At 66.4% G+C, this 19,878-nt stretch carries 13 protein-coding genes and 1 tRNA gene; 1 reads left to right on the top strand and 13 read right to left on the bottom strand.

Annotated elements, in window-relative coordinates; genetic code table 11:
* Positions 1-14: 14 nt before the first annotated feature.
* The 9 genes from AC1AYN_RS09225 to AC1AYN_RS09265 all read right to left on the bottom strand — a co-directional run bounded on the left by AC1AYN_RS09225 (position 15) and on the right by AC1AYN_RS09265 (position 9,142).
* A complete protein-coding gene (locus AC1AYN_RS09225; protein WP_476503177.1) occupies positions 15-992 on the bottom strand; it encodes an ABC transporter ATP-binding protein in 978 nt (325 codons plus the stop codon).
* Entirely contained in the window at positions 985-1,968 is a 984-nt protein-coding gene (locus AC1AYN_RS09230) for a branched-chain amino acid ABC transporter permease (protein ID WP_476503176.1), read from the bottom strand. The genes AC1AYN_RS09225 and AC1AYN_RS09230 overlap by 8 nt, the downstream gene beginning before the upstream one ends.
* Positions 1,969-1,971: 3 nt before the next feature.
* The gene (locus tag AC1AYN_RS09235) at positions 1,972-3,414 is read right to left on the bottom strand and encodes an ABC transporter permease subunit (RefSeq protein WP_476503175.1); all 1,443 of its coding nucleotides are present in this window, start codon (positions 3,412-3,414) and stop codon (positions 1,972-1,974) included.
* Positions 3,415-3,759: 345 nt separating this feature from the next.
* Positions 3,760-4,131: a fluoride efflux transporter FluC gene (locus tag AC1AYN_RS09240; protein WP_476503174.1), complete on the bottom strand. Its 372-nt coding sequence runs from the start codon at positions 4,129-4,131 to the stop codon at positions 3,760-3,762.
* A complete protein-coding gene (locus tag AC1AYN_RS09245) occupies positions 4,128-5,177 on the bottom strand; it encodes a fluoride efflux transporter FluC (RefSeq protein WP_476503173.1) in 1,050 nt (349 codons plus the stop codon). Before AC1AYN_RS09245 ends, AC1AYN_RS09240 begins: the two co-directional genes overlap by 4 nt.
* 24 nt (positions 5,178-5,201) lie before the next feature.
* Entirely contained in the window at positions 5,202-6,488 is a 1,287-nt protein-coding gene (locus tag AC1AYN_RS09250) for an adenylosuccinate synthase (RefSeq protein WP_476533010.1), read from the bottom strand.
* Positions 6,489-7,378: 890 nt separating this feature from the next.
* Positions 7,379-7,451 (bottom strand) — tRNA-Ala (locus tag AC1AYN_RS09255).
* Positions 7,452-7,573: 122 nt separating this feature from the next.
* On the bottom strand, positions 7,574-8,281 hold the full coding sequence (locus AC1AYN_RS09260) for a DedA family protein (RefSeq protein ID WP_476533011.1): 708 nt from the start codon (positions 8,279-8,281) through the stop codon (positions 7,574-7,576).
* Between the two features lie 174 nt (positions 8,282-8,455).
* Entirely contained in the window at positions 8,456-9,142 is a 687-nt protein-coding gene (locus AC1AYN_RS09265) for an HAD family hydrolase (RefSeq protein ID WP_476503170.1), read from the bottom strand.
* A gap of 579 nt (positions 9,143-9,721) precedes the next feature.
* On the opposite strand from AC1AYN_RS09265, the gene AC1AYN_RS09270 reads away from it, so the two are divergent.
* Complete coding sequence (locus AC1AYN_RS09270; RefSeq protein ID WP_476533012.1) at positions 9,722-15,052, top strand: 3-keto-alpha-glucoside-1,2-lyase-like domain-containing protein; 5,331 nt, start codon at positions 9,722-9,724, stop codon at positions 15,050-15,052.
* A 177-nt stretch (positions 15,053-15,229) separates the two neighbouring features.
* Here AC1AYN_RS09270 and AC1AYN_RS09275 read toward each other — a convergent pair whose 3' ends face one another.
* From AC1AYN_RS09275 to dnaK, 4 genes are all read right to left on the bottom strand, one after another.
* A complete protein-coding gene (locus tag AC1AYN_RS09275; RefSeq protein ID WP_476503195.1) occupies positions 15,230-15,784 on the bottom strand; it encodes a heat shock protein transcriptional repressor HspR in 555 nt (184 codons plus the stop codon).
* Between the two features lie 204 nt (positions 15,785-15,988).
* Positions 15,989-17,017, bottom strand: a complete 1,029-nt coding sequence (locus AC1AYN_RS09280) for a DnaJ C-terminal domain-containing protein (RefSeq protein WP_476533013.1) — start codon at positions 17,015-17,017, stop codon at positions 15,989-15,991.
* A gap of 168 nt (positions 17,018-17,185) precedes the next feature.
* Positions 17,186-17,890, bottom strand: a complete 705-nt coding sequence (gene grpE, locus AC1AYN_RS09285) for a nucleotide exchange factor GrpE (protein WP_476503167.1) — start codon at positions 17,888-17,890, stop codon at positions 17,186-17,188.
* An 11-nt stretch (positions 17,891-17,901) separates the two neighbouring features.
* Positions 17,902-19,794, bottom strand: a complete 1,893-nt coding sequence (gene dnaK, locus AC1AYN_RS09290; protein WP_476503166.1) for a molecular chaperone DnaK — start codon at positions 19,792-19,794, stop codon at positions 17,902-17,904.
* Positions 19,795-19,878 lie beyond the last annotated feature (84 nt).

Consider the following 19,878-nt stretch of genomic DNA (forward strand, 5'->3'; position numbering starts at 1 on the left):
CGGAACCGGTCATGTCAGTGTTCCTCGCTTTCCTTGAGGTCCATCACCGAGTCGTCGCCGAGGTCGATGTTGGCGTGGGCGCCGAGGTACGCGTCGATGACGGCGGGGTCGTTCATCACGCTCTTCGGCTGGCCTTCGGCGACGATCTTGCCTTCGGCCATGACGGTCACCCAGTCGGCGATGTGGCGGACCATGTTGATGTCATGTTCGACGAACAGCACGGTGGTGCCCTCCTCGCGCAGCGACAGGATGTGGTCGAGCAGCGACTGCTTCAACGCCGGGTTGACGCCGGCCATCGGCTCGTCGAGCATGACGAGCTGCGGGTCGCTCATCAGCGCACGCGCCATTTCGAGCAGCTTCCTCTGGCCGCCGGAAAGCGAGCCGGCGAAATCGTCCTTCTTCTTGATGAGCAGGAAGCGTTCGAGCAGCGCCTCCGCCTTCTCGATGTTCGCCTGCTCCTGGCGACGCCACAGGCCGGGCACGAGCGCGCGGAACAGGCCCTCGCCGGGCTGGACGGGCGCGCCGAGCAGCATGTTGTCGAGCACGGTGAGGCGGCTCATCACCTTGGTCAGCTGGAACGTGCGGACCATGCCCATGCGCGCCACCTGTTCGGGGTGCACGTGCGCGAGATCCTTGCCGTCGAACCGCCACGCGCCCGTGTTCGGGGCGTCGAAGCCGGTCATCAGGTTGAAGAACGTGGTCTTGCCGGCGCCGTTCGGGCCGATCAGCGCGGTGATGCCGTGCCGTTCGATCTCGAAGTGCCTGACGTCGACGGCGGTCATGCCGCCGAACCGGCGCGTCACGTTGTCGGCCACGAGGATCGGATCGGGCTTGTGCACGCCGGGCTCGTTCTTGACGAACTTGAGATCCTCCTTCACCTTGTCGCCGAACGCGGTGGAGATGAGATGCTCACCTTCCGGGGCCTTGGTGGCCCATTTGGCGAGGTCGTGGAACGGCTTGTTCCTGAGTGGTTCAGCTGTGTTCTCAGACATTGAAGGCCAGCTCCTTTCGGTCTCCCAGCAGACCCTGCGGTCTGAAGATCACCAGGCACATCAGTGCGACGCCGACGATCACCCATCCGAGCGATTCGACCTGGTTGGAGGAAATGACGGTTTCGGGGATCGCGCCGCGCATCAGTTCCTTGACGAACGTGAGTAGCACCCACAGCAGGCAGGAGCCGATGATCGGCCCGAAGATCGTGGCGGCGCCGCCGAGCAGCAGGATCGTCCACGCGTAGAACGTGACCGCGCGTCCCAGCGAATCGGGCTGCACGGAACGCGGCAGGACGAAGATGATGCCGCCGAGCGCGCCGAAGATGCCGCCGATGATGAGCGCCTGCATCTTGTAGACGGTGACGTTCTTGCCGAGCGAGCGGATCGCGTTCTCATCCTCGCGGATGCCCTTGAGCACGCGGCCCCACGGGGAGCGGAACCAGCGCCAGCACAGCACGGCGGCGATCGCGACGAGCACCCAGGCGACGATGCGCAGCCACCACGAGTTCGCGATGTTGTTCGAATACGTCCAGAACAGGAACGTGGTCGAATCGTTCGGCAGCGGCGAAAGGTTCTCGAACTTCGTGGTGAAGTCCTGCGGCGAGATGCCGGCCGAGCCGCCGGTGATCGTCGTCATCGCCGTGGAACGGCCGATGATGCGGATGATCTCGGCCGCGGCGAGCGTGACCATGGCGAGATAGTCGGGCCCGAGCTTCAACGTCGGGATGCCGAGCAGCAGTGCGTAGATCACGGCGAGCAGGATCGCGGCGCACACGGAGGTGAACAGGTTCGCGCCCATCGACTGCGTGATCGCGAAACCGTACGCGCCGAGCAGCATGAAGCCCGCCTGGCCCATGTTCATCAGTCCGGTCATGCCGAAGTGGATGTTCAATCCGATGGCGGCGAGCGCGTACGCCGCCGTGGTGGGCGCGATGAGCTCGCCCAGCGTGTTGGTGATGATGGTCATGATGTCCATGTCTCAGCCCACCCTTTGCTGTTTGCCGAAGATGCCCTGCGGGCGCACCAGCAGGACGATGATGAGGATCGCCAGCGCGCTGGCGTATCGCATGTCGTTGGGGATAACGAGCGAGCTCATGTCCGCGACGATGCCGATGATCAGCGAGCCGACGAGCGCGCCGTTCGCGGTGCCGAGGCCACCGAGCGTGACGGCGGCGAACATGAGGAGCAGCAGCGTCGCGCCGGTGTTCCACGAGATGCCGTTCAGGTAGACGCCGAGCAGTACGCCGGACAACGCGGCCATCGCGCAGGAGATGATCCACACGATGCGCACGACCTGTTCGACGTTGATGCCGGATGCGGCGGCGAGCGCGGCGTTGTCGGAGACGGCGCGCGTGGCGCGGCCGAGTCGCGTCCGGTAGAGGAACAGGCTCACGCCGACAATCGCGACGATCGCGATGGCCGCGGAGATGAGCGTCGGCGAATCGGTGGTGATCGGGCCGACCTGGAAGCTGTTCGGCACGGATTTGACGATGCCTTTGATGTCGCCGCCGAAGAAGAACTGGAACAGGTATTGCAGCGCCATCGACAGGCCGATCGTGACGATCATCTGCTGCATGGTGCCGACGTGCTTGCGGCGCAGCGGCGCCCACACGATCTCGTTCTGAATCCAGCCGGTGAGACCGCCGATCGCGATCGCGACGATCGCGGCGGGCACGAGCGGCCAGTGCAGGATCTGCGTGCCGACGAACGCCATGAGGCCGCCGAGCGTGACCTGCTCGCCGTGTGAGAAGGAGCTCAGTCCGGTGGTGCCGTAGACGAGATTCATGCCGACGGACATGAGGCCGAGCATGAGGCCGAAGATCACACCGGAGTAGAGCTGCTGCCAGAATCGTGCGCCGATGTTCGAGCCCGCGCCGCCGGCGTCGGACGAGGCCGGCGCGGTCGAGGAGGTCGAGCCGGACGCGCTCGAACCCGAACCGGATTTGCCGGACGCGGTGCCGGAACCGGAACCGCCCGACCCGCTCCCGGCCGGTGCGGGCTTGTCGAAGCGGACCACCTGGCGGGCCGCGTCGAAGCTGTTCTTCTCGACCTTGACGGTGGCGGTCGCGGCCTTGAGTCCGTGCTCCTTGGCGACGGACTCGTCCATCGTGACGGTGTACGAGCCGTCCTTGCCGACGCTGAACGCCCAGTTGCCATTCGCGTCGGTCGTGGTCGTGGCGCTTTCCGCGCCGGTGAGCTTCAGTTCGACGCCGGCGATCGGCTTCTTGGACGCGTCCTGCAGGATGCCGTTGACGCATCCGTTCGTGGCGGACGGGTTGCATGTGGGGACGGCTTCGGCCGCCTGGGCTTGGTTGGGTGGTGTGAAACAGAACGCCATCAGTAGGGTCAATGCCGCCGCGCAAAGCGACGAGCGCAACAATCCCATTCGACGACGCCGTTCGATGTTCTTCACGGCTGTCATGTGAATGTCCTCTCTGGATTTGTCTCACAACCTAGAGAGGCAAACAGCGCTCACCGTTATGCCATGATTTCCCGCGAGTTACCGTGAGGCCCGCATATTACCCGAGTATGTCGCGGCGCCGCGTTTGGTTTCACGGGCATTACAACATGTCGCCCACGTTACAGAATCGGGGCGCGTGATGGCCCCCTCTGACGAGGGGGCTCCCGGCGAAGCCGGGTGGGGGAGAGATACCGGGAACGTTACGTTCCAGCTATCTCTCCCTCCGTCATCGCTACGCGATGCCACCTCCCTCGTCAGAGGGAGGCGAAGAAGATGGGTCTCCTCCTCAGAGGGTGTCGGATATCGTCATGCGCCGAGGGAGGCGAGCCACCAGCCAGCGGCGACGCACAGAATCGGCACGAGAATCGTCATCGCGCAGTAGAACGCGGCCATGCGGTGGCGGCCGGCGCGCGCGAGCGACACCATCTCGTTGATCGCGGTGGAGAACGTCGAGAATCCGCCGAGGAATCCGGTCACGAACAGCAGATACGCGTGATGGTCGACGGTGGCGGACGCGTAGGCGCCGGCGGCGATGCCCGCGCAGAACGTGGCGATCACGTTGATGATGAACGTGGACAGCGGGAACGCGCGGCTCCACCAGCGCTGCACCGACGTGTTCACGATGAAACGCGTCACCGCGCCGACGCCGCCGCACAGGCAGACAAGCAGGAACGTCATCGCGTCGCCTCCCGTCCGTCGCCATGCGACAATCCGTCCTGCGACGGTCCGGCGTGACGCGCGGCGTCGTCGCGACGCTCCTCGCCATGCGCGTCGCCGGTGACGGGATCGCCGACCATCGGAATCTCATCGGTGACCGGCGCCGGCTCGAACGACGGAATCGCCGATCCGCCGACGAAATCACCCGAAACACCGGAATCATCGGAAACACCGGACGCCGCCGACGCCGCGACACGCGGCACGGCAGGCGGCAACGGCTGACCATAATCACCCTCCGGCGGCGTGGACGCCTTGATCTCGACCGGACCGGACGCCGGATCGCCGACCATGATCGGCTTGTCGGCGAGCGCGACGCCGTCGACGTCACGCTTCGGCGCGGCGTGCGCAGGACCCGCCGCGCCGGAAGCGGCGGCGAGCGCATCGGCGACGACGCGCGCGGAGCGGCGCGAGGACGCCGCCAGCGCGAGACGCACGCCCGTCGCGGCGACGATGAGACCGCCCGCGAAACTGGCGAACATATAGAAGAGGAAGCCGCCGATTTGATCGGCGTGAATGGAGATGAGCTCCTCGATGACCATCGCGGACAGGGTGGAGAAACCGCCGCACATGCCCATGCCGATGCCGCGCGAGGCGAGCTGTCGCACGCGTTTGCGGATCCACGCGGCTTGCGACATGTAGGTGGAGACGAACGCGAAGACGAGACACGCAATCATGTTCGCGAGGAACGTGGCCGTGTGGAACGCGCTGAAGAAACCGTGCGCGGCGGCGGGCGCGGGCAGCAGCAACGACAGAGCGTAGCGCATGGCGGTGCCCACGCAGCCGCCGACGAACACGACGAGATAGATCATGCCGTCGGCGAGCGGATTGAACTGCGCCTGCACGCGCTTGGCGGGGGCGAGCGGAATCGCGGGAGGGGCGGGCGCGGCGGCGGCGCCCTGCGGATGCGGCACACCCGCCGCGTACGAACGGGCGTGCGCGGCGGTCATCTCCTGCGTCGCCGGATCAGGCTCGGCGAAATATTCGGGCTGTTCGGTCGTGACGGCCATATCGGCTCGGCGGACGGGCCGGCGTCAGTCGATGAGCGAGTGGACGGAGATGATGTGGTCGCGCTGCGGGCCGGTGCCGATCGCGGAGATGCGGCAGTTGCTCAGCTCCTCGAGACGCTTCACGTACGCCTGGCAGGTGGCGGGCAGCTCGTCGAAGCTGTGGCAGCCGGAGATGTCCTCGTCCCAGCCGGGCATGGTCTCGTAGATCGGCTTCGCGGCGGCGAAGGCGGCCTGGTCGGTCGGCATGTCGTCGTGGCGTTCGCCGTCCACGTCGTAGGCGACGCAGATCGGAATCTCCTTGAGGCCGGTGAGCACATCGAGTTTCGTGAGCACGATGTCGGTCAGGCCGTTCACCTGGCTCGCGTAACGGTTGACGACCGCGTCGAACCAGCCGCAGCGGCGCGGGCGGCCGGTGGTCACGCCGAACTCGTGGCCCTGCTGGCGCAGCCATTCGCCGGACTCGTCGAACAGCTCGGTCGGGAACGGGCCCTCGCCCACGCGGGTCACGTACGCCTTGGAGACGCCGATCACGCGGGTGATCTTCGTGGGGCCGACGCCGGTGCCGGTGCAGGCGCCGCCGGCGGTCGGGTTGGAGGAGGTGACGAACGGGTAGGTGCCGTGGTCCACGTCGAGCATCGTGGCCTGGGCGCCCTCGAACAGGACGGTCTTGCCTTCGTCGAGCGCCTTGTTGAGGATGAGGCCCGTGTTGGCGACGTACGGCTTGAGACGCTCGCCGAGCTTCAGGAGCTCGTCGGTGGTCTGGTCCACGTCGATGGCGCGACGGTTGTACAGCTTGACGAGGATCTGGTTCTTCTGGTGCAGGCTCGCCTCGACCTTGTCGTGCAGGTGGTCGGCGTTGAACAGGTCGTGCACGCGGATGCCGACGCGGTTGATCTTGTCCGCGTAGGCGGGGCCGATGCCGCGGCCGGTGGTGCCGATCTTGTGCTTGCCGAGGAAGCGTTCGGTCACCTTGTCGAGCGTGCGATGGTACGGCGCGATGATGTGCGCCGCCTCGGAGACGAGCAGGTGGGAGCAGTCGATGCCACGGGCCTCGAGGCCGTCGATCTCCTCGAACAGGACCTCCGGGTCGACGACGACGCCGTTGCCGATCACCGGGGTGAGATGCGGGTTGATGATGCCGGAGGGCAGAAGGTGCAGCGCGTACGACTCATCGCCGACGACGACGCTGTGACCCGCGTTGTTGCCGCCGTTGAAACGCGCGACGTAATCGACCTTCGTGCCGATCAAATCCGTGGCCTTGCCTTTGCCTTCGTCGCCCCACTGGGCGCCGATCAGAACGATTCCAGGCATGATGCACCTCCGCAATTGCATGATTTCCGCATGATTCCGCCGGGGAACAAGACTACCTTACGGCCCCTACGGTGGCGCGCGGCGTCTCGTTTGGGGGAAGACCCTCCGAGGTGGAATCCGTGAGACAAGCGGCCCGGCGGACCGTTGGCAGGCGACGTTGCGGACGGCCGGCGCAAGAAATCCCGGGAATACGCCCTATCGTCCGGGATTCCTTGCACTGAGATGACGCCAGCGCAAAGAATCCCGGAAAACAACGGCCTCGTCCGGGAATGGTTGTACTGACCTTGTCTCAGCGCAACTATTCCCGGACGAGAGGAAACGAGCAGACCATCGGGCATACATGTTGGCCCATAGCCTGATTTCGTTTTCTTGGTTGGCAGGGGTACTTTCCCGTCATTCTCCGAGCGTAACCGGCGTATGAGGGGTACATGACCGGGGGAATATCTCGGTTTGTGCCGGTGCAGATGGCACCATGTCGGCGTGTGGACTCGGAATAATCCGGGTCTGATACCCCTCGCAACGCAGATACGCGCTCGAGACAGCAGAGATGTACCCCTCCCGAGCGAGAAACCGCGCTCAACCATAAACCCGCGCTCGGCTTTCTGAACAGTCGGTCAAGATTACAAAAAGGAAACCCCTCCGCGGGCTGCGCCGCCCGGAGAACAGTCCAGTGGACTGTTCTTAGGCGCAGGTCGGCGAAGCCGACGACGGCCGGCCGACACATGGGCGGGAATCAGTAAAAGAAAAACCCTCCGGGGCCAAGCCGTAAAGCGAACGGTCCAGTGGGCCGTTCGCAGGCTTGGGTCGGCGAAGCCGACAGCTGCCAGCCCGGCGGTCGGGCGGGAATCAAGTAAAAGAAAAACCCTCCGGGGTGGAATCCGGAGGGTTTGTGGAGCTGATGGTAATCGAAACCACGACCTCTTCGATGCGAACGAAGCGCTCTACCAACTGAGCTACAGCCCCTTGGTTTGTTGTCTTGCTCCGCAGGACAACTCGACCAATATTATCCCGCGTTCAGGATTTCGCAACCCGACACGCCCGGGAAATTGAAGATCGCTCGCGATCGCACAGCGACCACCCGGCGATCACTCCGCCTCAGCCACGTGGTGCGGAGCCGGCTCGGCGGTCTCCCCCTTCTTCTTGCCGAACTTCGCCTTGACGAGGCCGACGATCGTCGGAATCAGCGAGACGGCGAGAATCAGCACAATCACGAGCTCGAAGTGCTTCTGCACGGCGGGGATGTTGCCGAAGAAGTAGCCGAGCAGCGTGAACAGGGACGACCAGATGAAGCCGCCAAGCACCGAGAACGGCGTGAAGCGGCGCCAGCGCATGCCGGAGATGCCGGAGATGAACGGCATGAACGTGCGGATGAACGGGAAGAAGCGGCCGAGGAACACGGCGAGCGGACCCCACTTCTCGATCATCGCCTCGGTCTTCGCGATGCGCTCCGGCGTCATGGCCTTGACCTTGCCGGAGGCGATGATGCGGCGACCGAAGAAGTGGCCAATGAAGTAGTTGCACTGGTCGCCGATGATCGGTGCGCACCACACGACGGGCAGCAGGTAGTGCAACGGCAGCGCGACCTGGCCGGTGGCGGCGTCGGGCGCGGCGAACACGCCGGCCGCGAACAGCAGGGAGTCACCGGGCAGGAACGGGAAGAAGACAACGCCGGTCTCGATGAAGACGATGAGGAAGATGAAGCCGAGCGTGGGCGCGACGCCCATCGCGATCCAGCTGGCGATGGCCGCGCGCGGATCCTTCAGCAGTTCGATGATGAAATGTACAAAACCCATGGATTTTCCGTGTTTCCTATGCTCTCTTGTCTTATGCGGACTGCCTCTCGGAGAGGTCTCGCGCAGACGGATAAGGGGCCGCCGGCAATCGGACGGACGGCCGCGAATCAACCGCCAATCACCATACCAGCAGCCCCTATAAGAAATGACTAAGAGACCGCGCTTCCGGCCGCGTCACGCCTCGGCGGCGAGCGCGGCGAGGCGCTTGCGCACGATCGTGTCGATCGCCTCCGCGTCGACGCCCGCATACCCGTCGATCGACGTGAACTGCGGCCCGTCCGACGTGTCGGTGCGGATCGTGCACGTCTGCGCGATGACGGTCGCCCCGGACGCGGCACCGGCGGCGAGGCCGACGGGCGTGTCCTCGAACACGGCGCAGGAGGCCATGTCTTCGGGCGCGATGCCGAGGCGCGAGGCGGCGAGCAGGTACGGTTCGGGCGACGGCTTGTGCTTGGCGTCGTCGTCGCCGCACACGTAGCCGGAGAACAGGCCGGGCGCGGCGGCGAGCACGTTCTCGACGATCGGGCGCGGCGAGGTGCTCACCAGCATGGTCGGGATTCCGGCCTCCTTGAGCGAGCGCAGGGTGTCGAGCACACCGTCGATCCACGGCATGTGCATCTTCTCGTGTTCGAACACGTAGGCCTTGAGCTGCACGTCGATCTCCTCGACGCTCAGCGTGCACCCGTGTTCGATCATCTTGCGGGCCACGTCGGGCACGGGCGTGCCGGAGCATTCCCAGCCGAGATCCTCCGTCCAGTGGCCTCCGTTGGCCTCGGCGAGTTCGATTTCGCCGTCGTGCCACAGCGGTTCCGAGTCGATGAGCGTGCCGTCGAGATCCCAGAACACGGCTTTGAGCTGCATGGTTCCTCCATCCATCACGGTTGGGCGGGTGCGTTTCCATGTCCATCTCACCAAAGCGCGGCGACAGATCCGCCGCGACACGCGGCCCGGCGCGCGCGAGCGCGACGCGGTCCGCGCAGGTCGCAACGTGATTGCGATTTCCGTGGACGATTGCGATATTCCGTGCGACGGTACGACGGTCACGCGATGACGCGATGGCGACGGCGATGATGCGATGACGCGATGGCGACGGCGATGATGCGATGACGACGGTCACGCGGCGATGATGACGTGACGATCGATTGCGCGATTCCCGATGCCGCCGAGACACCGACGCCGGCAAAGGACGGCAAACCCCGTGATGGCGATGGAAGGGGTTACAATATCCAGCAAACGTCATGGGAACGCTCACAATGGGGTGCCGCATGACGGGAACAGCGGACACGGCGACGAGGCGACTCCCGCACGGAACAGCTCCATGGAACGGCTCCACGGAACGGACGACCCACGGAACGGGATGGAAGACCCGGACCGACGGCACGACGACCGGCGAATCACCCGAACGCGCCCACCGCAACGGCAACAAGAAGAAGGAACCGCATGCACGAGAACAAGGGCGCGCCGAAGCGGACGCACCTATGGCAACGCAACCAGACCGGTAAAGCCGACCAGACCGGCCAGACCTACCAGACCGCCACTTCCCCGGCCCACGACGCCGCGGGCCGCAACCTGCGCCGCGTCACCGCCGCGCTCGCCTCCCTCGCGATGCTGGGCACGTTCGCGGTCGCCACGGCACCCGCCACCGCCGCGACCGCCGCGTCGCCGACCGACCCGGTCGACGTCACCGTGGACGGCGCGGACGTCGCCGCGGCGGCGAAGAACCGCAACGGCCTGACGTTCAAGGGCTTCGGCGTACTGTCCGCCAACTCCACCAGCTCGCTGCTGATGGACTACAAGGCGCAGAGCCCCGAGGCCTACTGGCGGATCATCACCACCTTGTTCGGCGGCGACCATCCGCTGATGAACACCGTCAAGATCGAGATGGGCAACGACCGCAACAACTCGACCGGCCCGGAGCCGGCCACGATGCGCTCGGCCGACGCCTACCCGAACGTGGCGCTGGAGCCCGGCTTCCAGCTGGCCGCCGACGCGATGAAGGTCAATCCGGACGTGCGCGTGAGCATCCTGCGCTGGCGCTCCCCCGCCTGGGTCAAGAGCAACGACGACGTGTACACGTGGTACAAGAACACGATCCTCGCCGTCTACCGCCAGTACGGCTACATGGTGGATTCGGTGAACCCGCACATCAACGAGACCGCGCCGGACCTCAACTGGACCAAGGAGTTCTCGAAGCGCGTCAAGGCCGACGAGACCGGTTTCGTCGGCGCGGGGACGGTCAAGGACCTGGACGGCAACGACGTGCCCGCGTGGAAGGACGCGACCGAGAAGAACCTGTTCCACCGCATCCGCGTCGTCATCTCCGACGAGGTGAGCACCGGCTCGTTCGGCGACGACATGCTCGCCGACAAGACGCTGCGCGACGCGGTGGATATCTCCGGCTACCACTACACCACCGGCGACCAGGGGAACAACTTCAAGACGCTCGCCGACGACTACGACAAGGAGATCTGGAACTCCGAGGCGCAGGCCACCTTCTCCAACACCGCGGACCGCGTCAACAACACCGTGGACTCTGCGTCCGGCGAGAACGCGGGCGACCGCAAGGGCACCGGCATCGGCGGCATCAACTCCGCGCTGGAGATGGGCAACTGGATCGTCGCCGGATTCGACCATTCGCGCCGCACGATGAACGTCTACCAGCCGGCCATCGGCTCGTTCTACGACGGCTTCCAGTACTCCTCGAAGGAGCTGCTGAGCGCGCGCGACCCGTGGAGCGGCTGGACGTACTACGACGGCGGCCTCGCCGTGCTCGAGCAGATCGCCGACTTCAGTACGATGGGCTACGAGACCGACGCGGACGATCCAGACGCGAACGGCGTCTGGCGCGGCATCCCGCAGGCCTCGGCCAGCGGCCTCAAGGACGGCAATCCGCCGGGGCGCGGCACGGGCTCCAACACCTCACGCGGCGGCGCCTCCTCGTACATGACGCTCGCCGCTCCGGACGCGAAGGACTTCTCCACCGTCATCGTCAACGACAGCGCCACCACGAAGACCTACCGGATCACCGCGAAGGACATGAAGCTCGGCGACGACAAGACGATGGAGCTGTGGCAGACGACGGCCGCCGCCAAGGGCGAGGCCTACGACGCGAACTACGTGCGTCTGCGCGAACAGATCCAGCCGGACGCGAACGGCACGTACACGGTCACCGTGCAGCCGTGGAGCATGCTCACCGCCACGACGCTCGACCGCGGCGCGACAGTCGGCGAGCGCATCAGCCGCCTGCCGCGCTCCGAGGAGTACACGGACGGCAAGCGCGCGGTGCTCGACACGGACGCCACCGGCGACCGCCAGGGCGTGACCGACGACGATACGCTGTACGCCGACGACTTCGAGTATCAGGGCAAGACGGTCGTCTCCTACGATCCGAAGACCGGCAAGGACGTGACGCAGGATTACCTCGCCTCCCGCGGCGGCGACACCGGCGCCACCCCGCGCTACACGAACGACACCAACGGCGCGTTCGAAGTGGTCAGGACCGACGACGGCAACCATGTGATGCGCCAGCAGGTGGGCCCCGGCATGGCGCAGGGCTCGTTCAACGGCGGCGCATGGAACGGCGGCGACCCGCAGACCACGATCGGCGACTACCGTTGGGCCAACTACGAGGTGAGCGCCGACGTGCTCTTCGAGGACGGCGGCTACGCGACGCTCGGCGCACGCCAGATGGGCGGCAACAACTCCGGCAACGGCACGTCCGCCGCCGAGATCAAGCTCTACCCGGACGGCCGGTGGTCGATGCGCCGCTACGGCGCCGAGGTCGCCTCCGGCAACGTCGCCTCGAACGCAAAGGTCGGCTTCCACAAGGGGTCGAACGTGTGGAACAGGCTGTCCGTCAAGGTCGCCGGCGACACCTACACGGTCGGCGTCAACGGCGTGGACGTCGCCACCTACCAGGACGCCTCGCCGCAGTCCAACGGCCGCGTCCAGCTCGGTTCCAGCTACGATTTCGTCCGCTTCGACAATCTCAAGGTGACGACGCTGCCCGGCTACACGCCGTACTACACGGACGTGATCGACGGCATGCATCAGACCAGCTGGGACGATTCCTCGACGCCGATCCTACAGTATGACGGCAAGTGGGATCATCTCATCGGCAAGGGCATGTTCGAATGGCTGCGTACGTCCGATACCAGCACCGGCAAGGGCGCGACGATGACCTACACGTTCGACGGCACCGGCCTCGACGTGATCGGCTCCAACGGCGGCAAGGCCAAGCTCGACGTCACGGTCGACAGCAAGCCGGTCGCGAAGGGCGCCGCGACGCAGAGCGGCGGCAACCTGCACACGTCGTTCCGTCTGCGCGGCCTGGCCAACGGCCGCCACACCGTCGCGCTCACGACCGCCACCGACGACGCGTTCAACATCGACGCCGTCGGCGTGGTCAAGGCGGACGCCGCGACCGCCGCCGGCGTGGACGTCGCCGCGCTGAAGACGCTCGTCGACTCCTACGCCGACCTCGACGCCGCCGACTGGAACGCCGACAGCTGGGTCGTGTTCGCCGCAAGCCGCGACGCCGCGACCGTTGCCCTCGCCGATCCGGCCGCCTACGGGCTCGACGCAGAGGGCGCGGCCGCGTTGACCGCGCGACTCAAGGCCGCGCGCAAGGCGCTCGTCGACAAGAACATCGCCGCCGAGACGCAGGACCTCGGTTTCACCGGCCACGCCGTGACGAAGACCGACGCCTCCACGCTGCCCGCGAAGCTCGCCGTCAAGGGCGAGACCGTCGACGTCACGTGGGACGAAGACACGGCGGAGATCCTCAAGAACACGGCCGACTACACGAAGGCCACGATCACCGGCGTCACGAAGACCGCCCTCGCCGACGGCATGAAGTACCGCTTCACCGCGCAGGTCGAGGCGGTCCCCGCCAACGTGACCTACTTCATCGACTCGAACGGCGCGGAGAACGCGCCCGAATACGCGGCGGTGAAGCAGGCGGCCACGCTGTCGAACGACAAGTTCGACCAGCGTTCCGACGGCACGACGTGGGGCTACGACGCGACCGGCCTCAAGGCGAAGAGCTACGCGGGCGACCTCGCCGCCAGCGACAAGACCGACACCGGCTGGTACCAGGACGGCGACACGCTGACCTACTACCTGCCGCTCAAGGCCGGCACGTACAAGCTGACCGCGGGCGCGCGCGAATGGTGGAACCAGACGCGCGAGATGTCGCAGACCGTCAAGGCGGCCGACGGCACGACGCTCGCCACCGGCGCGAGCATCAAGCTCGGTTCCTCCGCGCAGACGGCCACGGGCACGGTTGAATTCTCCGTCCCCACCGACCAGACCGTCACGTATACGCTCGGCAAGGTCGGCTCCCAGAAGCCGGTCATCAGCTGGCTCGCCGTCGCCGAGAACACCGACTACGGCTTCGTCGGCGCGACCGTCAAGGGCGAGGCGCTGCCGAAGCAGGTGACGGTGAACGGCGCCACGGTCACGGTCAAATCGTGGAGCGAGGAGTCGGCCGCCGCCGTGAACAACGCCGACGACTACACGAAGGCCGCCGTCTCCGGCGTCACCGCCGAGGGCAAGACGTTCACCGCCGAGCTCGAGGCGCTGCCCGCCGACGTGCGCTACTTCATCGACTCCGGAACCACGCAATCACCCGAATACACGGCGGTGAAGGCCGTCGTGCCGGACCTGCTCAACGACGCCGCCGACCGCACGTCGGACGGCACGTCGTGGGGCTACGACGCCGACGGCGTGAAGGTGAAGGGCGGCACCGACTCGAACGACAAGTTCAGCACCGGACTGTACGCCGAATCCGGCAAGGACATCACCTACCGCCTGCCGCTCGAGGCCGGCACGTACACGCTGGAGGCCGGCTTCCACGAATGGTGGCAGTCGCGCAGCATGAAGGCGTACGTGCGTGACGCGTCCGGCAAGGAGCTCGCCTCCGGCAACATGGACATGTCCGGAGCCGGCGACTCGAAGACGCTGCCGGTCGAGTTCACGCTCGACTCGGCGCAGACCGTCACGTTCACGGTCTCCAAGGTGAGCGCCGACCCGGTCCTGAGCTGGCTCGCCATCGCCGGCAAGGCCAAAGAGACGCCGACGCCGAAGCCCGCCGACAAGACCGCACTGGACGCCGCGATCACCGAGGCGCTGACGAAGCGGGAGGCGGACTACACGGCCGCCAGCTGGAAGCCGTTCGCCGCCGCGCTGGACGCCGCGCGGAAGGTGGCCGACGATGCCGCCGCCACGCAGCAGCAGGTCGACGAGGCCGCGAAGGCGCTGAACGCCGCGACGAAGGCGCTCGTCAAGCGTCCGTCGGTCGAGCCGACCACGCCGGCCGACAAAACCGACCTGCGCACGCTGGTCACGCGGATGCGCGAACTGCGTGAGGGCAGCTACACGCCCGACAGCTGGAAGCCGTTCGCGGCCGCGCTCAAGCGGGCCGAGACGGTCCTCGGCGACGACGACGCGACGCAACAGCAGGTCGACGACGCCGCGGCCGCGCTCGAACAGGCCTACGGCACGCTGCAGTCCGCCGGAGACGGCGGCAACAGCGGCGACAACGGCGGCAACGAGGGTGCGGGTGATGGATCCGGAAATGGGTCCGGTAACGGTAATGGTTCCGCCGAGTCCGGCGCGAACGGCGGCACCGTGAACGGGTCGAACGGCGCGAACGGTTCCGGCGCGGCGCTGTCCGCGTCCGGCGCGTCCGTCGCCGTGGCCGCGATCGCGACGGCCGCGCTGGCGGTCGCCGGCATCGCCGTCACCTTCGCGCGTCGCCGCGCGCGATGAGCGGCGCACGGCGGGAGTCGCGTGTGACGCGACGCGCGCGACTCCCGTGACATGAGCATGGCCCGATGGCACGTCTTCCGACGTGGCCATCGGGCCATTTCGTTACGTTGTGGTGCGTTCCGTCACGTTGTGTGCGGTTTTACGTTGTGTGCGAATCGCGCGCGTGACGTGGCACGTTCAGCGCCACAGCACGATCGATTTGGAATCGGGGTCGGCGTCGACGCGACGATGCGGGCGACCGGGCAGTTCACGCGTCTGCGTGCGGATCGCGCGACGCCACATGCGTGCGCTGTTGGACCGCTGCATCTCGATGATGTCGCCGTCGCGGCCGGCCGCGAACACGCTCTCCTCGCCGGCCGACTGCAATCGACGGACCTGACGACGCAGCTGGCGGTTCTCCTCCTGCAACGTGAGGATGCGGGTGATGCCGGACAGGTTGATGCCCTCCGACTGACTCAGCCGCTGCGCCTGCACGAGACGGTCGATGTCGCGCAGACAATAGCGGCGGGCACCGCCTTCCGTGCGCTGCGGCGTGACGAGACCGACACGATCGTACTGGCGCAGGGTCTGCGGGTGGATGTCGGCGATCTCCGCCGCCTGACCGACGGTGAACACCGCCAGATCGAGGTCGAAGCCGGCGTCGTCGGCACCGTCGAGATCGGCGCGGCCGAGCACGATCGCCGCCGCGCACATCGCATACAACTGGCGCACCTCACGGGCGATCCTCGCCATCATTCACCTCCATATATCGGAATAAACCACGGGAATGCATACGGGCCGGGGACACCCCCTCAGTCGCGCTACGCGCGCCAGCTCCCCCTCACAGGGGGAGCAAAGTATACGGCTTTCTGCGCCCCCTTGAGGGGGAGCTGTCCGGCTTCGCCGGACTGAGGGGGTGTTGCCGGACTGAGGGAGTTTCCGCCACCCGGAACCCGCCTACCGCGGGATGTAGTCGCCGGCGGCTTTGTCGAACTCCTTGGCGGCGTGCTTGACGCCGAGGCCCGGCTTGGCGGGCACCTGGATCATCACGCGGCCGACGAGGTCGCCCGGGGTGTTGCCGGATTGCACGCCCTTGCCGGAGATCCGCACTTCGGCGCCGCTGGACGAGCCGGCGGGCACCTTGAACGTGACGGTCTCGCCGTCGATGTCCTTCGCCTCGACCTTCGCGCCGGCGACGGCTTCGGCGACGCTCACGGGCAGGTCCATGACGAGGTCATGACCGCGCATCGTGAACTTGGAGTCGGGCTTCACGTTGACCTGCAGGTACAGGTCGCCGTGCTTGCCGCCGTTGACGCCTGCATGGCCCTTGCCGGCCAGACGGATCTTCTGCCCGTCCTTCACGCCGGCGGGGATGTGCGTCTTGAACTTGGAACCGTCGACGGACAGGGACACGGTCGCGCCCTTCGCGGCCTGACGCAGAGTCAGGCTGATCTTCGAGTTGCGGTCCTTGCCCTTCTTCGGCTGCGGGGCCTCCTCGTAGCCGCCGTACGCACCGGCGTCACCGTACGCGCCGTAGGGCGAGCCGCCCTGCGCGCCGGCGCCGGCCGCGCCGCCGAACATCGAGAAGATGTCGTTGAGGTTCGGATTGCCGCCGCCGGACGTGGAGAAGCGGATGCGGGAGCCGTTGCCGCCCATGCCCGAGCCGCCGCCGAACATCGAACCGAAGATGTCGGAGAATCCGGAGGCGTCGAAGCCGCCCTGACCGGAGCCGCCGGCGAAGCGGGCGCCGCCCATGCCGAACTGGCGGATCGCATCATACTTCTGGCGCGAGTCCTTGTTGCTCAGCACGTCGTAGGCTTCGGAGATGTCCTTGAACTTCTCCTCCGCCTCCTTCGTCTTGTTGAGGTCGGGATGGTACTTGCGGGCCAGCTTGCGGTAGGCCTTGGTGATGTCGGAATCGGAGGCGTCCTTGGAGACACCAAGGACTTTGTAGAAGTCTTTGCTCAGCCATTCGTTCTCAGCCATTCATGTCTCCTTTCGTGTTGAAGTCTTGTATGTATGATTCGGCCCCCTCTGACGAGGGGGCTGTCAGCGAAGCTGACTGGGGGAGAGAAACCTCAGCCGTCACGTTCCGACCATCTCTCCCCCACCCGCTTCGCGGGAGCCCCCTCGTCAGAGGGGGCCTGCACGACGTCAGTTGTGCGGGGAGGCGACGACGACTCGGGCGGCGCGGATCACGCGGTCACCGATGCGGTAGCCGGCCTCCACGACCGTGTCGACGGTCTCCTTCTCGGCATTCGCGTCCGGCTTGTGCAGGATCGCATCATGCTTGGTCGGGTCGAACTCCTCGCCGGCCTCGCCGAACTTCTCGACGCCGAACTTCTCGAACGCCTTGTCGATCTTCGCGGCGACGGCCTTGAACGAATCGTCCATCTCGCTGTTGGCACGGATGCGGTCGATGTCGTCGAGGGCGGGCAGCAGCGCGGTCAGCACGTCGATGATGCCGTGCTCGCGGAAGCGCTCCTGCTCCTTCTTCGCGCGGTTGCGGTAGTTGATGAACTCCGCGCGCTCGCGCTGCAGGGCCTCGAGGTAATCGGCGGCCTCCTTCTTGGCCTGGCCCAGCGGGGTCAGGGTGTCGGAGTCAGCCTTGGCGTCGGCGGTCTCTCCCTCAGTCGCGGCGTTCGCCGCGCCAGCTCCCTCGTCAGAGGGAGCCGAAGAGGAGGCCGCGGCATCAGCCGCGTCCGTTCCCTTGTCGGAGGGATCCGAAGAAGGAGCCGGCTTCTGCGCGGCGGCGGCCGCGTCGGCGGGGGTGTCGGCCGGGGCCGACGAGCCCGCCTCGCGGGCGTCGTCGGCGTCGGGCAGGTCGTTCAGGTAGTCGTCCTTGTTGAACTCAGCCATCGGACGGGACCTTACTTGTTGTCCTTGTCGTCGTCGTCCACGACCTCGGCGTCCACCACGTCGTCGTCACCGCCGTTGGAGGCGGAACCGGCGCCCGCGGCACCGGCGGCGCCGGCCGCACCGGCCGCACCGGCGGCATCCGCCGCGCCCTGCTGGGCGTAGAGGGCCTGGCCGATCTTCTGGGCGGAGGTCATCAGCTCGGTCTGAGCGGTCTTGACCTTCTCGATGTCGTCGCCCTTGAGGGCTTCCTTGAGGGCGTTGACCTTCTCGGTGACCTCGTTGGCGACCTCATCGGAGAGCTTCTCCTTGTTGTCGGCGACGAGCTTCTCGGTCTGGTAGGCGAAGGCCTCGGCCTGGTTGCGGGTCTCGGCGTCCTCCTTGCGCTTCTTGTCCTCGGCCTCGTGGGCTTCGGCCTCCTTGACCATGCGGTCGATCTCGTCCTTCGGCAGGCCGGAACCACCGGTGATGGTCATCGACTGCTCCTTGCCGGTGCCCTTGTCCTTGGCGGACACGTGCACGATGCCGTTGGCGTCGATATCGAAGGTGACCTCGATCTGCGGGACGCCACGCGGGGCCGGAGCGATGCCGGTCAGCTCGAAGGTGCCGAGCGGCTTGTTGTCGCGGGCGAACTCACGCTCGCCCTGGTAGACCTGGATCAGCACGGACGGCTGGTTGTCCTCGGCGGTGGAGAACACCTCGGAACGCTTGGTCGGGATGGCGGTGTTGCGGTCGATGAGCTTGGTCATGATGCCGCCCTTGGTCTCGATGCCGAGGGAGAGCGGGGTCACGTCGATGAGCAGGACGTCCTTGCGGTCGCCCTTGATGACGCCGGACTGCACGGCGGCGCCGACGGCGACGACCTCATCCGGGTTGACGGACTGGTTTGCTTCCTTGCCGCCGGTGAGCTCCTTGACGAGCTCCTTGACGGCCGGCATACGGGTGGAACCGCCGACGAGCACCACGTGGTCGATCTGGCCGACGGAGATGTTCGCGTCGCGCAGCACGTTGTTGAACGGCGTGCGGCAGCGGCCGAGCAGGTCGGAGGTCATTTCCTCGAAGTGCGCACGGGTCAGGGTCTCGTCCAGGTGCACCGGGGTGCCGTCGGGCGTCATGGCCAGGTACTGCATGGAGATGGAGGTGGAGGTCGAGGAGGAGAGCTCCTTCTTGGCCTGCTCCGCGGCTTCCTTCAGACGCTGCAGGGCGATCTTGTCCTTGCTCAGGTCGATGCCGTACTTGTTCTTGACTTCGGTGACGAGCCAGTCGATGATCTTCTGATCCCAATCGTCGCCGCCGAGGTGGTTGTCGCCGTTGGTGGCCTGCACCTGGATGGTGGAGAAGCCGTCCTCGTCCTTGCCGATCTCCAGCAGGGAGACATCGAAGGTGCCGCCGCCGAGGTCGAAGACCAGGATGCGCTCGTCCTCCTTGCCCTTCTCGAGGCCATAGGCCAGCGCGGCCGCGGTCGGCTCGTTGATGATGCGCAGGACGTTCAGGCCGGCGATCTTGCCGGCGTCCTTGGTGGCCTGACGCTGGGCGTCGTTGAAGTACGCCGGGCAGGTGATGACGGCGTCGGTGACCGGCTCGCCGAGGTAGGCCTCGGCGTCCCTCTTCAGCTTCATCAGGATCTGCGCGGAGATCTCCTGCGGGGTCCACTTCTTGCCGTCGATCTCGACGGTCCAGTCGGTGCCCATGTGACGCTTGACGGAGGAGATGGTGCGGTCGACGTTGGTCACGGCCTGACGCTTGGCGACCTCGCCGACGAGGATCTCGCCGGACTTGGAGAACGCGACCACGGACGGCGTGGTGCGCGCGCCTTCGGCGTTGACGATGACCGTGGGCTCGCCGCCTTCGAGGGTGGCGATGCAGGAATTCGTGGTGCCCAGATCGATACCAACTGCACGTGCCATAATGTGTGCTCCTTTTGTTCTTTGTTCGTTCTTACGTTCTTCGCTCAGGTTCCGGATGCGATCGGTGCGGCCCGATTGCCCGGC

The sequence above is a fragment of the Bifidobacterium sp. LH_413 genome (assembly GCF_056357015.1).

What these genes read in the sequence shown, in the direction of transcription:
- AC1AYN_RS09260 (WP_476533011.1), bottom strand. Translation starts at nt 8,281, where the DNA reads ATGGGTTTTGTACATTTCATCATCGAACTGCTGAAGGATCCGCGCGCG.
- grpE (WP_476503167.1), bottom strand. Translation starts at nt 17,890, where the DNA reads ATGGCTGAGTTCAACAAGGACGACTACCTGAACGACCTGCCCGACGCC.
- AC1AYN_RS09240 (WP_476503174.1), bottom strand. Translation starts at nt 4,131, where the DNA reads ATGACGTTCCTGCTTGTCTGCCTGTGCGGCGGCGTCGGCGCGGTGACG.
- AC1AYN_RS09270 (WP_476533012.1), top strand. Translation starts at nt 9,722, where the DNA reads ATGCACGAGAACAAGGGCGCGCCGAAGCGGACGCACCTATGGCAACGC.
- AC1AYN_RS09280 (WP_476533013.1), bottom strand. Translation starts at nt 17,017, where the DNA reads ATGGCTGAGAACGAATGGCTGAGCAAAGACTTCTACAAAGTCCTTGGT.
- AC1AYN_RS09265 (WP_476503170.1), bottom strand. Translation starts at nt 9,142, where the DNA reads ATGCAGCTCAAAGCCGTGTTCTGGGATCTCGACGGCACGCTCATCGAC.
- AC1AYN_RS09275 (WP_476503195.1), bottom strand. Translation starts at nt 15,784, where the DNA reads ATGGCGAGGATCGCCCGTGAGGTGCGCCAGTTGTATGCGATGTGCGCG.
- AC1AYN_RS09245 (WP_476503173.1), bottom strand. Translation starts at nt 5,177, where the DNA reads ATGGCCGTCACGACCGAACAGCCCGAATATTTCGCCGAGCCTGATCCG.
- AC1AYN_RS09235 (WP_476503175.1), bottom strand. Translation starts at nt 3,414, where the DNA reads ATGACAGCCGTGAAGAACATCGAACGGCGTCGTCGAATGGGATTGTTG.
- AC1AYN_RS09250 (WP_476533010.1), bottom strand. Translation starts at nt 6,488, where the DNA reads ATGCCTGGAATCGTTCTGATCGGCGCCCAGTGGGGCGACGAAGGCAAA.
- dnaK (WP_476503166.1), bottom strand. Translation starts at nt 19,794, where the DNA reads ATGGCACGTGCAGTTGGTATCGATCTGGGCACCACGAATTCCTGCATC.
- AC1AYN_RS09230 (WP_476503176.1), bottom strand. Translation starts at nt 1,968, where the DNA reads ATGGACATCATGACCATCATCACCAACACGCTGGGCGAGCTCATCGCG.
- AC1AYN_RS09225 (WP_476503177.1), bottom strand. Translation starts at nt 992, where the DNA reads ATGTCTGAGAACACAGCTGAACCACTCAGGAACAAGCCGTTCCACGAC.